The sequence below is a fragment of the Pseudomonas sp. ADAK13 genome (assembly GCF_012935715.1).
Taxonomy (GTDB): domain Bacteria; phylum Pseudomonadota; class Gammaproteobacteria; order Pseudomonadales; family Pseudomonadaceae; genus Aquipseudomonas.
The window spans coordinates 1525705-1539359 of record NZ_CP052860.1 but is presented as its reverse complement, the minus strand read 5'-3'; the positions used below and the strand labels follow the sequence as shown (position 1 = coordinate 1539359).

The following is a 13655-nucleotide window of genomic DNA, read 5'->3' as shown; positions in this document are numbered from 1 at the left end:
CAAGAGGATTGCCGGTGGCCAAAAAAGCCGCATCCTTCGCCGCCCTTGGTGGCCTGGTATTTTCCACCGACGCAGGTCGACATTGCCCGGACTGTCGCCAGCCCGTGGATTCATGCACCTGCAAAACAACCCTGATTCCCGAAGGCGACGGTATTGCCCGCGTACGTCGCGAGAGCAAGGGCCGTGGCGGCAAGACGGTGACCACCATCACCGGCGTGCCCCTGGCCGAAGATGCTTTGAAGGAGCTGGCCACTGCGCTGAAAAAGCGTTGCGGCACCGGTGGCGCCCTGAAAGACGGCGTGATCGAGATCCAGGGCGACCACGTCGAGTTGCTGTTGGCCGAGCTGATCAAGCTGGGTTACAAGGCGAAGAAATCCGGCGGCTAGCAGCCTCTGTGAAAACCACCCCGATGGCCCGCTTGCTGAACGCGAACTGTCGTCTCCATGGTTTTCACAGAGCCTGTTCCTGACCGGTGTCTAAACTCTGTCCTGCAAGTGGGGTCTACCCCTCTCACAGGCAAATCGTCATTTTCATTCTTTAGACTGCGCCAGCCTCTGATCAGGCCGGTGCACTTCGACTTCATTTATAGGGGACTTCGATGTCCGTACGACGCACACGCAAAGACGATGGCAGCCAATGGACAGTTGCGGACAGCCGCAGTGTTTACGGGATTCGCCATTGGGGGGCCGGGTATTTCGCGATCAATGATGCCGGTCGCGTTGAAGTCCGTCCGAACGGCCCGAACAGCACGCCCGTCGACCTGTACGAGCAAGTAGACGAGTTGCGCAAAAGCGGCCTGTCCTTGCCGTTGCTGGTGCGCTTCCCCGACATCCTGCAAGACCGCGTACGCCAGTTGACCGGCGCCTTCGACGCGAATATCGAGCGCCTGGAATACCAGAGCAAATACACCGCGCTGTACCCGATCAAGGTGAACCAGCAGGAAGCGGTGATCGAGAACATCATCGCCACCCAGGATGTGTCCATCGGCCTGGAAGCCGGCTCCAAGCCGGAGCTGCTGGCCGTGCTGGCCCTGGCCCCGAAAGGCGGCACCATCGTCTGCAACGGTTACAAAGACCGTGAGTTCATCCGCCTCGCGCTGATGGGCCAGAAGCTGGGCCACAACGTCTTCATCGTGATCGAGAAAGAATCCGAAGTCGGCCTGGTAATCGAAGAAGCCGCCAACCTCAAGGTCAAGCCTCAGGTGGGCCTGCGGGTGCGCCTGTCGTCTTTGGCGTCGAGCAAGTGGGCAGACACCGGCGGCGAGAAATCCAAATTCGGTCTGTCGGCGGCGCAACTGCTGTCGGTGGTCGAGCGTTTCCGCGCGGCGGGCCTGGACCAGGGCATTCGCCTGCTGCACTTCCACATGGGCTCGCAGATCGCCAACCTGGCCGACTACCAGCACGGGTTCAAGGAGGCCATTCGTTACTACGGCGAACTGCGCAACCTCGGCCTGCCGGTAGACCACATCGACGTGGGCGGCGGCCTGGGCGTTGACTACGACGGTACCCACTCGCGTAACGCCAGCTCGATCAACTACGACATGGACGACTACGCCGGTGTGGTCGTGGGCATGCTCAAGGAATTCTGCGACGCGCAGAGCCTGCCGCACCCGAACATCTTTTCCGAGAGCGGCCGCTCCCTGACCGCCCACCACGCGATGCTGGTGGTGCAGGTGACCGACGTCGAGAAGCACAACGACGATGTGCCGCTGATCGAGAACAAGGAAAGCCTGCCGGAAACCGTGCAGTGGCTGGTGGACCTGCTGGGCCCGACCGACATTGAAATGGTCACCGAAACCTACTGGCGCGCCACCCACTACATGAGCGACGTGGCCACCCAGTACGCTGACGGCAAAATGACCCTCGCCGAAAAAGCTCTGGCCGAGCAATGCTACTTCGCCGTGTGCCGCCGCCTGCACAACTCGCTGAAAGCCCGCCAGCGCTCGCACCGCCAGGTGCTGGACGAACTCAACGACAAGCTGGCCGACAAATACATCTGCAACTTCTCGGTGTTCCAGAGCCTGCCGGACACCTGGGCCATCGGCCAGGTGCTGCCGATTCTGCCGCTGCATCGCCTCGACGAAGAACCGCTGCGCCGCGCGGTGCTGCAGGATTTGACCTGCGACTCCGACGGCAAGATCAAGCAGTACGTCGACGAGCAAAGCATCGAGACCAGCCTGCCGGTGCATGCGGTGAACGAAGGTGAGGATTACCTGCTGGGGATTTTCCTGGTGGGCGCCTACCAGGAGATCCTCGGCGACATGCACAACCTGTTCGGTGACACCGACTCGGTGAACATCTACCAGCGTGAAGACGGTTCAGTGTACAGCGCCGGGATCGAGACCCACGACACCATCGAAGACATGCTGCGCTACGTGCACTTGTCGCCGGAGGAGTTGATGACTCACTACCGTGACAAGTGCGCCAGCGCGAAGATCACGGCGGCGGAGCGGACCCAGTTCCTGGATGCGTTGCGTCTGGGTCTGACGCGTTCGTCTTACCTGTCCTCCTGATACGGGGTACGGCGCAGCTTTTTGTGGTGAGCGAGCTTGCCTCGCGCGGGGCAAGCCCGCTCACCACAAAGGCCAGGGTTTACGCAAAGAGGGGCTAGGCGATGTCGAGCAAACTTCTGCAAGTGTTCACCCTGGCAATAGCCGCGCTGCTCGCAGCCTGCTCCCCCATCAAGGTCCTCAACGCACTCACACCCTCCAGCACCTTCACCAAAACCTCCTCCATTGCCTACGGCGATGACCCCCGCCAGAAACTCGATATCTACCGTCCCGTCACTGCCTTGCCCAATGCGCCGGTGGTGGTGTTTTTCTATGGCGGCAGCTGGAACAGCGGCTCCAGGGATGACTACGGTTTCGTCGGCGAAGCCCTGGCCTCGCGTGGCATCGTGGTGGTGATCGCCGATTACCGGCTTTATCCGCAAGTGCGTTACCCACTGTTTTTGCAGGACGGCGCCCAAGCGGTTGCCTGGACGCACCAGCATATTGCCGAGTACGGCGCCGATCCCGGCAAGCTGTACGTGATGGGCCACAGCTCCGGTGCCTACAACGCTGCGATGCTGGCGCTGGACCCACAATGGTTGGCCGGGGTTGGATTGTCGCCGTCAATCTTCAAGGGCTGGATCGGCCTCGCCGGGCCGTATGATTTCCTGCCGATTGAAAACCGCGATGTGCGCCCGGTGTTCTTCTATCCGGATTCACCGCCCGATTCCCAACCCATCAACCACGTCAGCGCAAGCGCACCACCAAGCCTGCTGATTGCGTCGGTGGACGACAATCTGGTTAACCCCAAGCGCAACACCGGCGGCCTGGCGAACAAGCTGCGGGCGGCGGGTGTGCCGGTGGAGGCGTTCTACTTCACCAGGACCAGCCACGCGACGCTGGTGGCGTCCATGGCCCGGCCGCTGCGCTGGCTGGCGCCGGTGCTGGACCGGGTGACCGCGTTTATCAAGTTCACACCGGGCCAGTAAGCCAGCGGTCTTGCTTGTTCAGGCGCCAGGCAATTGCCCACAGCGTGAGGCTGCGCAGGGCCATGAACAGCAGGAAGGTTATCCACAGCCCGTGGTTACCGAGGCCCTGCAAGGCCCAGGCGAAGGGCAGCACAATCACTACGGTGAGCAGCATGCCGTTGCGCATTTCCCGGGCGCGGGTGGCGCCGATGAACAGGCCATCCAGCAGGTAGCTCCACACTGCAATCAGCGGCAACACGGCGAGGTAGGGCAGGTAGATGTCGGCGGTTTCGCGCACGCTCGGGATGTCGGTTTGCATGGCGATAAACAGGTGGCCGAACACTGCGAACAGGATCGCGAAGCCGATGCTGGCCAGCAGCGACCAACCGCAGGCCACCACCAGCGAACGGCGCAAAGCCTGGCGGTCGTGGGCGCCGATGGCGTGGCCGCACAAGGCTTCCACGGCGTGGGCCAGCCCGTCCAGGGCGTGAGCTGTCAGCAGTAACCCGTTAAGCAGCAGCGCGTTTGCCGCCACCGTTGCATCGCCCAGGCGGGCGCCTTGCACGGTGATCATGAAAAACACCGATTGCAGGGCCAGGCTGCGGATGAAGATATCGCGGTTTACCGCCAGCAGCGGGCGCCAGCTTTGCCACAGCTTGAGGGCGGCCCAGGCGATATGGCCGGGGTAGGCGCGCAGGGCTTTTTGGGTGAGGGCCAGGCCGAGCAGCGCGCCGGTCCATTCGGCGATCACCGAGGCGCGGGCCGAGCCGACCACGCCCCAATCCAGACCCAGGACGAACCACAGGTTAAGGGCGATATTGACGAGGTTGGTGGTGAGCAGAATCGCCAGCGGCGCGCGGGCGTTCTGGGTGCCGAGGAACCAGCCGACCAGGGCGTAGCTGGCCAGGGCCGCGGGCAGGCCGAAGAGGCGGGTGTGGAAGAATTCCCGGGTCAGTTGGTTCAGCTCGGGCGAGGGCTGCATCCAGTCCAGCACCAGGCCGCTTAACGGAATGCCGATGCTGCCGAGCAACATCGCCAGGCCCAGCGCCAGCAGCAGCCCCTGCAACAGAATCTGCCTCAGCGCCGCACCATCACCGCGCCCGGCGGCCTGGGCGGCAAAGCCGGTGGAACCCATGCGCAGGAAACCCATGGCCCAGGCCAGGAAGGTGTACAGGCTGGCCCCCACGGCCACGGCGCCGAGTTGATGGGCGTGGGGCAGGTGGCCGATGACCATGCTGTCCACCAGCGCCACCAGCGGCACGGAGATGTTCGACAGGATCATCGGCGCGGCGAGGGCCCACACGCGGCGATGGGTGGGGCGGTCGCGCCAGTCGGTCAGCAGGGAAGTCATGCGGGCTCCTTTGGGGAGCGGTAGTGTAACTGGCTGTACGCATATCTGTTGCCTGGGCGATCGCTATCGCGGGCAAGCCCGGCTCCCACACTTGGAATGCATTCCCCTGTGGGAGCTGGCTTGCCTGCGATAGCTGACGGCCAGGCAATGAAGGCTTAAGTCTTACGCGGATGCAGGCATTCGATCGAGCGGTCGACCGTAGTCTTGGCAATTTCCAGCAAGTGCCACACGGCCAGGATCTTCGCTCGCTGCGGGCTTTCCAGCAGCTCGCCGCAATCGAGCGCAGTGGCCGAGGCGCTGCTCAGCAGGCTGGCGGTGTAGAGCAGGGAATCTTCGAAGCTCAGGTCTTCGTTGATCGTGTGGAAGCCCTGCGATGGCAGGTAGTGTTCGAGGGCGCGGTTAAAGGCGGCGCGGTCTTTGAGGAGGTCGCTGGGTGGATCTGGGACAAGCTTATGCATGGTGTAACTCCACTAGAAGGTAAGGAGCTGACACCCGCGCGACTAAACGAGGGTGGCGGCTGTACGCAGGTTAGTCGACCGGCTAGTGGAACCCGGCGCACCCGAAGGTGCCCTGCGCACAGCCGCCATGAAGCATGGCGACAACTTGCGCTCACTAATTCCGGGCGACTAAACCCGATCACTGATATGCAGTGAAGGGCCGAAGACTAGCCACCCATCCCAGCAGGCACAAGGCCGAAAGATTGTCTCGGAAACGTCCCTCAAATTAAAGGGATTTACCCTGCTGGCCCTTTATTAATGCACCACCCAACTGAGCACCCAGAGCCCGAGCATCAACCAGATAATCCCCATGATGATCGAGGCCCGCATAAACGCGCGCACCGCCGAGTACAGCAGCATCAACCCGATAATCAGCATGAGGATGCTGATGATCGAGGTGTCCATCCCTAAGGATTTGGCCAGCCCGTCGACAAAGTCGCCGCCCGCGTGGGACAGGGTGTTGAACAGCCCGCTGAACAACTCGACGATGAAGTGGATGATCTGGCCGATTTTGAGGCCCAGCCATCCGAAAAAGTCTGTTTGCATGTGTGTGTCCTGATAAGACGGTGGGCGTAGCTGCCGAACCTGAGCCTTTGGTCGTTATTGGCCCAAGCTAGTTCCCTTCTAGCATAGAGGTTTACGGGCCGCAGGGATTCACTTGCCTTCGCGCGGCTTGCGCCCGAAGCTATACACCTTCAGGAGCCCCCCATGAACCTCGAACACCTCACCGAACGCCTGCACCGCATCCGCGATACCAACGACTGGAAGCAGTTCCACAGCCCCAAGAACCTGGCGATGGCCGCCAGCGTTGAAATGGCCGAGCTGGTGGAGATTTTCCAGTGGCTGAGCGAAGACCAGTCGCGGCAGTTGCCCGCCGATAAACTCGCCCACGCAGGCCAGGAAGTCGGTGACATCGTGCTGTATCTGCTGCTGTTGTGCAGCGAGTTGGGGTTGGACATGGATCAAGTGGTTCGCGCCAAGCTGGCCGACAGCGAACGGCGGTTTGCCAAATGAGCGACCGTCATTTCGACCAGTTGGCCACCCGTTTCGCCGAGAAGATCTACGGCGGTGCCAAGGGCGCGATTCGCCTGGCGGTGCTGCAAGCCGACCTGATTGAGGCGCTGCCGGACCGCCCGCTGCGGGTGCTGGATATCGGCGCTGGCCTTGGCCATATGTCGCTGTGGCTGGCCGAGCGCGGCCATGACGTGACCCTGGCCGAACCCGCCGAGCCGATGCTCGAAGGTGCCCGCCAGCGTTTCGCCGAAGCCGGGCAGACGGCGACCTTCATCCAAGCGCCCTGGCAGGACTTGCTCGGCCAACTCACCCAGCCCTACGACCTGGTGCTGTGCCACGCCGTACTGGAATGGTTGGCCGAGCCCCACGCAATCCTGCCGGTGCTGCACCAGTTGACCGCGCCCGGCGGCTGGCTGTCTCTGGCCTTTTACAACCGGGACGCGTTGATTTACCGCAACCTGCTCAAAGGCCACTTCCGCAAAATGCGCAAGAACGACATGGCCGGCGAAAAGCAGAGCCTCACGCCGCAACAACCCCTCGACCCACGGGAGTTGGCGACGCAACTAGAGGGCCTGTGGCAGGTCGAAACCCAGAGTGGCGTGCGGGTGTTCCACGACTATATGCCGGTGGAATTCCAGGCCCGCGCCGAGTTGCTGGATTTGTTGGAGATGGAGCTCGCACACCGTCGTCACCCAAGCTTTGCCGGACTTGGGCGTTATTTGCACTGGATCTGCCGTCCGGTTTAAGCGGCCCAGTCTGCGGAGGTCGAAATGAAGCGCTGTCTTGGACTGATTCTGCTGGGCCTGGGCCTGGCGGGTTGCCAAAGCCCCAACCCGTATGTGGCGGCATCTGCCCCGATGCCGCCGGCGCCTGCCCAGGCGGCCAACACCTTTGACGCCAGTGCTTACCCGGCGCCGGTGCGCGACTATGGCGCCTACCGCAGTTGGGCCTGGCTCAACAATCAACTGCCGGCGGGCTCGGCCTGGGCCGATTCGGCGCAGATTGCCGAGGCTGTCAGTGGCGCCCTCGACCAGCGCGGCCTGCGCCCCTTGCATGACAACCGCGCCCCCGACCTGTTGGTGAGCGCCGATGTGCGCCTGGAAAAACGCCTGCGCCAGGTCCAGGACGATTATGGCTACGGTTACGGCGGCTATAACCGCTACGGCAACGGTTACGGCATGTACAACACGGTGCCGGTGGTACGCACCTATGAGGTGACGGTGGCCGTGGCGCGCATCAGTCTGTTCGATGCCCGCACCCGTCAGCCGGTGTGGAGCACCAGCGCCGAAACCGCAAGCCAGGGCAGCCTCGGCGAGCGCGCCGATGCGTTGCGTGAGGCGATGCAGAAAGCAATGACCGCTTATCCTCCCAGTTAGCAGCTATTCTCATCTCAGGCTCAGTTCGTCTTTTGGAGAAAAACCATGCTTCGTCGTATCGCTGCACTTGCTGTTGTTGTGTTGCTGAGCGGCTGCCAGAGCAGCCAGGTCAACCACGATTTTGACGCCAGCCGGGACTTTGGGGCGTACCGCAGCTGGAGCTGGAAAGAGCCTGCGTTGCAATACCGTCCGGATGACCCGCGGATCAAGAGTGACCTCACCGAGCAGCGCATCCGCCAGGCCGTGGGCGAACAACTCGACCAGCGTGGCTTGCGCCCTGCGGCGCCGGGCACCAAGGCTGACCTGAATGTGCAGACTTACCTGATCGTTGAAGACCGCCAGCAGCAAGTCACCACCAACTACGGCGGCGCCTGGGGCGGGCCGTGGAATGGTTACTGGGGCGCGCCGATGTACAACGAAACCCGCAACATCACCTACAAGGTCGCGACCATCCAGATCGATTTGCTCGACGGCAAGGACGGCAAGCTGGTGTGGCGTGGCAGCGATGAGCAAATGCTCGCCAGTTCCCCCGAGCCACAGGACCGCAGCGCCGCTATTCGCGCGACGGTGACCAAGGTGCTTTCCAACTACCCGCCACACTGATTCTGTAATCAGCACCCCGCCAGTCGCCGAGGTATGGCGACTGGCCTGCAGCCCCCGCCGCGGTTGTCTACACTCCCAAGCAACACAGGAGAGTAAGCGCTCGGCAGTGTGCCGGCAAAGGAGTGCTCGATGTCTCTTCGATCTCGTTCCGGCCGCCTGGCCGGGTACGCAAGGCAGCGTGGTGCGATTGGCTTGATAGCGGCCGTGACCTTGGGCACGGCCTTGGTATTCTTGTTGCTGGTGATCGACAGCAGTCGTTTGTACGTGGAAAAGCGCAAGTTGCAGTCCATCGCCGACATGGCGGCACTGGAAGCGGTGCAGCGCAAGGGTGATTGCCTGCCCGCCACCAACACCGCGCCCACCTATGCCGGTGCCAGCGCAGTGCGCAATGGTTATGTCATTCCGCCGGGCAGCGCGCTGATAGTGAAGTGCGGCGTGCTGACAACCGGGGCCACCAACCAGCGAGTGTTCTCCGCAGACTCGACCAAGACCGATGCCATCCAGGTGATAGCTTCGCGCCCGGTAATGACCAGTGTTGCCGGGGGCCTCTGGGCAATGGCCAATGGTGGCGGCTACAACTTGAACACCCAACTGTCTGCCGTCGCCGTGGCGGCGCCGAAGATCCTGCCGCCTCAAGCACAACTGACGATCAAATCAACACTGGTCACCGTGGACTCGACCAAGTCAGCCGCGTTGAACCTGTTGTTCGGCCAACTGTTGGGCGGCTCATTGAACCTGAGCGTCGCCGGCTGGCAAGGCTTGGTAGACACCAATATCAACCTGCTCAGCTACCTCAACCAGTTGGCGTTGAACGTGGGGGTGACGGCGGGTGCCTACGATCAACTGTTAACCAAGAACCTCAAGATCAGCCAACTGCTCGATGCGGCGATTACGGTGCTCAATGCCGGAGGCAGTACGGCCAGCGTGGCGGTCAGTGGCCTCACCAGTATCAACGCGATAATCGGCAATCTTGATGTCACCTTGGGCAGCCTGTTGCAGCTGCAAACGGGGGCGGTGTCGGCGGGGCTGAATACCAGTTTGAATGTGTTCCAGCTGGCCGAAGCTTTTGTGCAATTGGCCAATACCAAGAATGGGGTGGTGGCGACTATCCCGGTAAATATCCCGGGACTGGTGAATGCGGGCGTGCAGGTAAAGGTGATTCAGCCACCGCAGTTGTCAGCGATCGGTGACCCTACCTATGCCAAAGATAAAACCCCGGCGACGCGAATATATGTAAGAACGGCTCAAATGAGCGTCGGCCTGACTCTGGGCTTGCCGGTGCTGGACTTGCCGGTGGTGAACACCGCCTTGAACGGCCTGGTCGGGCCACTTTCAGACGTGTTGAACAACCTGTTGAGCTTGAACCTGGGCGGAACGGTGAGTTCGCTGTTGTGTGTGGTGGGCGGCTATTGCCAGCGTACGGACCTGCAAGTGTTGTCCTCTTCCTCGAACCCACCGGCGGCCAGGATCGACGTGGTTCTGGAACTGGGCACGGCTGAAAGCTATGTCACCGGCTTCACCTGCGCCAGTGATGCCACCAAGACCCTGACTACCCAAACCAACGCCTCACTGGTGAACGTGAAAATTGGTCAGAGCCCGCAGTTGATCAACGCGTTCAACAGCAACACGCCCCTGGATCCGGTCCCGCCGCTGCCGTTGGTGGATATCGGCGCGATTACCTGTTTCAAACCGTTGCTGGGGCTCGGCCCGACGACGTGTGACCCGGCGACCCGAAAGCCGTTCTACGGTGGCGGCATCGGCCTCAGTGTCAGTGCTCAGGTGGGGGCCGCCGTGCAAACGCTGCCTCCTCACACCTACAATCAGCCGCCTGAAATTAATGTGATACCGGCACAGTATTACCCGTCCTCGACGACCAACCTATTGAGCGCCATCAGCAACGCGTTAAGCGGGATTCAGTTCCAGGTCTACAAGCCGACGGGGTTCAACCTGTTGGGAGGGTTGCTACAGACGACAGGCACGCTGCTCAACGGGCTCAACAGTTCCCTGGGCACGATTATCGGCGGAGTGCTCAGCCCGATCCTCGATCCATTGGTGAACAGCTTGCTGTCGAATCTTGGGGTGAACCTGAATGCCGTGGAAGTGGGGGCCAACCTCAGTTGCCGGCCCCACGGGCAAGCAGCCCTGGTGAACTAGGCCTCGACCACCGGCAACTCCACACAAAACTTCGCCCCATACTCACTGTTGGCGACGCTCAACCGGCCGCCCATGTTTTCGACAATGCCATAGCTCACCGACAACCCCAGGCCGGTGCCCACGCCAATTGGCTTGGTGGTGAAGAACGGTTCGAAAATCCGCTCCAGCAGGCGCGGGTCAATTCCGCCGCCGTTGTCCTCTACCCAGACACGCACGTGACGGCTGTCGTGCTCGATCTGCACCGAGATCCACGGTTGCAGGTCGCGGTCAGACTCGCGCTTGCTCAGCAGGGCGTCGCGGGCGTTGACCATCAGGTTGATCAGCACCTGCTCCAACTGGTCGACATAGCCTTTGACTTGCACCGCAACGTCGGACTGCGTCACGCGCAGGTCCACGCCTTTGCCGCGCATGCCTTCACTGAGCAACGACAGTGTGCCTTCCACCGCCTGCGCCGGGTTGAAGGGTTGCTGTTCGACTTCCGAGCGGCGGCCGAACACGCGCATATGGTCCACCACCCGGGCCGCCCGCTGAACCTGGGCGTCGATGCGCTGGAGTTTTTCCGTCAGGTAGTCGATCTGCGCATCGCCGTTGCTCAAGCGCTTGAGCACGTTGACGATGGCCATGCGCATCACGTTCAGCGGCTGGTTGATCTCGTGGGCCAGGCCGGTGGCCATTTCGCCGAGGGTGGCCATTTTCGCGCTCTGGGTCAGTTGCTGTTGGGAGCGGCGCACTTCGGTGTTGTCCCGGCCCACGGCCTGCACTTCCTGCAACTGGCCCTCTTCGTCGAATACGCCGCGGTCCGACCATACCCACCAGGCGTGTGTACGCCCCGGCAGTTGTAGGCTGATTTCGGCGGTGCTCACGGGGAACTCCGGGGTCAACTGCCGGATGCGCTGCACAAAGGCCTCGCGCTGTTCTTCGGACAGCCACTGGCTGAGGTTCATGCCCGGCAGTTGCTCGGGCAGGCACTCCATGTAATTGGCCAGGGGGGTATTGCCGAAGGTCAGGGTCAGGTCCGGGCGGTAGCGGCAGATCATGGCGGGGGAGTCTTCCACCAGGATCCGGTAGCGCTCCTCGCTCTCCTTGACCCGTTGCGCTGCCAGGGTTGCCTCGGTGACATCCAGCCACAGGCCCACGGCCTCCACGGGCAACCCCAGGTCGTCGCGCAGCAGCCGGGCTTCATCCAGCAGCCAGTGGTAATCGCCCTGCTGATCGCGCACCCGGTAGCGGCAGCTCACGTGGCCTTCGCGCAGCAGTTGGCGGGTACGGTCGAAGTAGAGGTCGCGGTCTTCGGGGTGAAGCCATTCGTTCAGCGCCGCCGGGGTGAAGTCGGCCAGGGTGCGGCCCAGCAGCGGCAGCAGGCTGTCACTGAAGAACACCGGTTGCAGCGTGCCCTCGACGTAGCGCTGCACGTAGATCACGGCCGGGGAACTGGCGATCAGGTTATCCAGGCGGGCGTGGGCGGCGGCGGCCTGTTGTTGCTGGTTTTTGATGTCGCTGATGTCGAGCATGAAACCCACCAGCCGACGCTGCTCGCCCGCCCCCAGCGCTTGCCCTTGCACGCGGTACCAGATGGGGTTTTGCGCCGGGTCGCTGCGTTGCAGGCGAACGCTGGTGGAGAGTGGCTTGCCCAGGTGCTTGAGGTCTTGCAGGCGGCTGGCGAGTTCTTCGCGGTCCGCGGGGTGAATCAGGTTGAGCCACATCGGCAACGACAGCCGTGTGGTGGTCTCACCCTGGCTGAGGGTGTGCAGCAACTGCGGGGCGAGTTCAATGTCCTCACTGTGGGGAGGCAGCTCCCACCAGCCGGTACCGAGCAGGCCCTGCAGCGCGTCGACGCGATCCAGCTGCTGCTGATGGCGCTGTTCGCGCAGGCGGCTGAGCAACGGCATGGCGAGGGCGGCGGTCAGTTGCAACCAGTCGCGGTCGCTGGTGTGTTCCTGGCGGCTATAGAAACCGCACAGCAGCCATGCGCCTACGCCGTTGCCGTCCCTGTAAGGCACCAGAAAACCATCGGCATTGCCAAACAGGCCTTGCAGGCGCGGGTGGTCGCTGTGGCCACGGTGCACCTCCAGGCTCATCGGCGCCGTACCGCCCAGGCTGTCGAGACTGGAGCCCAAGGCCTGGCCGTTGCTCCAGAGCGCCGGAGCGTCGTGGGCGGTGTAGCAGCCCTGGATGCGCCATTCCTGGCCCTGCTCATCCAGCAAGGCGATGGCGACGCAGGGGATACGCCAGTGCTGGGAAAGGCTCTGGAGTGTGTCGTGCAGTACCTCGGGCAGGCGCGTCAGGCTGCATACCCGCAGTTGCTCGCTGATCTGATCGCTCACGCGCTGCTGGTGTTCGCGCACCTGAGTGAGTTGGCGGTGGGCAATCAGGTCGCCAATGTCCAGCAGTTGCAGCAGCCAACCTTTGCCGTCGGGCTGAACCCAGCCGCGGGTATGTAGGGTTTGCCCGGCAAGCCCCTTGAAGTCCAGGTCCAGGCTTTGTCCTTGCCAGTCGCCGGGCGCGCCTTCGATCGCCAGGCTGCTCATCGGCGTGAGGTAGTCGAGCAGCGGTGTTGGCTGTGGCTGTTGTGCGGCGGGGTGTTCCAGCCGGTGACGCAGCGAGCCACGGACGTCCACCACCCGGCCCTGAGCATCCAGGTAGAACAGCAACGCGGCGGTGCCTGGCATCGCTGTCGGCGCGTCGGTGGCCAGGTGATTGCTGCGTCCGAGCAGGCGACCGAACAATTTGTCCCCTGAGGTCAAAACTGCATGCTCGATTGGGCGGAAAGCGTGGGAGGCAGCGCGGGGACGGTACCAAAGCCTGGCAGCACCAGGAACGGCAACACACTTTGGAGGCTGGACGTCGGGTAGTTGATGTTCACCGTCAACAGGCCCGCCGGGGTGTAGGTTGCCGTGACGTACGTGGGAAGGAATTTGAACTGGGGAGGGAGCCACGACAGTTGCGCCTGGGCTGCCGCGATGGCCTGGTTGGGCAGGGCCGTTGGGTAGTTTGCCGTGGCCGGGTCCAGCGCGACGCTACGCCTTACGCCTTCGGCGGCGGCCTGGGTAAAGGACTGCATCAGCAGCAACGGCAGGCTATAGCTGACCAAGCCATAAAATACGGCAAAAAAAATCATGAAGACCATCGCGAACTCCAGCGCGGCGGCACCTTTTTGCTTTCTAGGGAGGCCTTTTTTCATGACTCGTCTACCCTGACTACAAC

General features: G+C 62.5%; 13 protein-coding genes. 8 read left to right on the top strand and 5 right to left on the bottom strand.

Features of this window, described 5'->3' with window-relative positions; all coding sequences use genetic code 11:
• Nucleotides 1-14: 14 nt before the first annotated feature.
• From HKK54_RS07360 to HKK54_RS07350, 3 genes are all read left to right on the top strand, one after another.
• Nucleotides 15-386 (top strand): translation initiation factor Sui1, encoded by a 372-nt coding sequence (locus HKK54_RS07360; RefSeq protein WP_169386470.1) that lies wholly within the window; start codon nt 15-17, stop codon nt 384-386.
• Nucleotides 387-598: 212 nt separating this feature from the next.
• Nucleotides 599-2512 carry an arginine decarboxylase gene (gene speA / locus HKK54_RS07355; protein WP_010174043.1) on the top strand — a complete coding sequence of 638 codons (1914 nt, stop codon included), beginning with the start codon at nt 599-601 and terminating at the stop codon, nt 2510-2512.
• 101 nt (nt 2513-2613) lie between these two features.
• Nucleotides 2614-3477: an alpha/beta hydrolase gene (locus HKK54_RS07350; RefSeq protein ID WP_169386469.1), complete on the top strand. Its 864-nt coding sequence runs from the start codon at nt 2614-2616 to the stop codon at nt 3475-3477.
• Here the strand turns inward: HKK54_RS07350 and HKK54_RS07345 are convergent.
• The 3 genes from HKK54_RS07345 to HKK54_RS07335 all read right to left on the bottom strand — a co-directional run bounded on the left by HKK54_RS07345 (nt 3461) and on the right by HKK54_RS07335 (nt 5850).
• Nucleotides 3461-4807 (bottom strand): MATE family efflux transporter, encoded by a 1347-nt coding sequence (locus tag HKK54_RS07345; RefSeq protein WP_169386468.1) that lies wholly within the window; start codon nt 4805-4807, stop codon nt 3461-3463. The genes HKK54_RS07350 and HKK54_RS07345 overlap by 17 nt on opposite strands.
• Before the next feature lie 155 nt (nt 4808-4962).
• A complete protein-coding gene (locus tag HKK54_RS07340) occupies nt 4963-5265 on the bottom strand; it encodes a DUF6124 family protein (protein ID WP_010174046.1) in 303 nt (100 codons plus the stop codon).
• Nucleotides 5266-5559: 294 nt separating this feature from the next.
• Nucleotides 5560-5850 (bottom strand): hypothetical protein, encoded by a 291-nt coding sequence (locus HKK54_RS07335; RefSeq protein ID WP_169386467.1) that lies wholly within the window; start codon nt 5848-5850, stop codon nt 5560-5562.
• A gap of 162 nt (nt 5851-6012) precedes the next feature.
• Here HKK54_RS07335 and HKK54_RS07330 point away from each other — a divergent pair, with 162 nt between their 5' ends.
• The 5 genes from HKK54_RS07330 to HKK54_RS07310 all read left to right on the top strand — a co-directional run bounded on the left by HKK54_RS07330 (nt 6013) and on the right by HKK54_RS07310 (nt 10451).
• Nucleotides 6013-6318: a MazG-like family protein gene (locus HKK54_RS07330; protein ID WP_010174048.1), complete on the top strand. Its 306-nt coding sequence runs from the start codon at nt 6013-6015 to the stop codon at nt 6316-6318.
• Nucleotides 6315-7064, top strand: coding sequence for a methyltransferase domain-containing protein (locus HKK54_RS07325; RefSeq protein ID WP_169386466.1), 750 nt, complete (start codon nt 6315-6317; stop codon nt 7062-7064). Before HKK54_RS07330 ends, HKK54_RS07325 begins: the two co-directional genes overlap by 4 nt.
• A 24-nt stretch (nt 7065-7088) precedes the next feature.
• Complete coding sequence (locus HKK54_RS07320; RefSeq protein WP_010174052.1) at nt 7089-7694, top strand: DUF4136 domain-containing protein; 606 nt, start codon at nt 7089-7091, stop codon at nt 7692-7694.
• A 45-nt stretch (nt 7695-7739) separates the two neighbouring features.
• Nucleotides 7740-8297 carry a DUF4136 domain-containing protein gene (locus tag HKK54_RS07315; RefSeq protein WP_010174054.1) on the top strand — a complete coding sequence of 186 codons (558 nt, stop codon included), beginning with the start codon at nt 7740-7742 and terminating at the stop codon, nt 8295-8297.
• Nucleotides 8298-8426: 129 nt separating this feature from the next.
• Nucleotides 8427-10451, top strand: a complete 2025-nt coding sequence (locus tag HKK54_RS07310; RefSeq protein WP_169386465.1) for a pilus assembly protein TadG-related protein — start codon at nt 8427-8429, stop codon at nt 10449-10451.
• On the opposite strand, the gene HKK54_RS07305 is transcribed toward HKK54_RS07310, so the two are convergent.
• Both HKK54_RS07305 and HKK54_RS07300 read right to left on the bottom strand, forming a co-directional pair.
• Nucleotides 10448-13195, bottom strand: a complete 2748-nt coding sequence (locus HKK54_RS07305; protein WP_169386464.1) for a PAS domain-containing protein — start codon at nt 13193-13195, stop codon at nt 10448-10450. The two genes, HKK54_RS07310 and HKK54_RS07305, sit on opposite strands and share 4 nt — an antisense overlap.
• Entirely contained in the window at nt 13192-13632 is a 441-nt protein-coding gene (locus HKK54_RS07300; protein WP_029616044.1) for a TadE/TadG family type IV pilus assembly protein, read from the bottom strand. Before HKK54_RS07300 ends, HKK54_RS07305 begins: the two co-directional genes overlap by 4 nt.
• Nucleotides 13633-13655 lie beyond the last annotated feature (23 nt).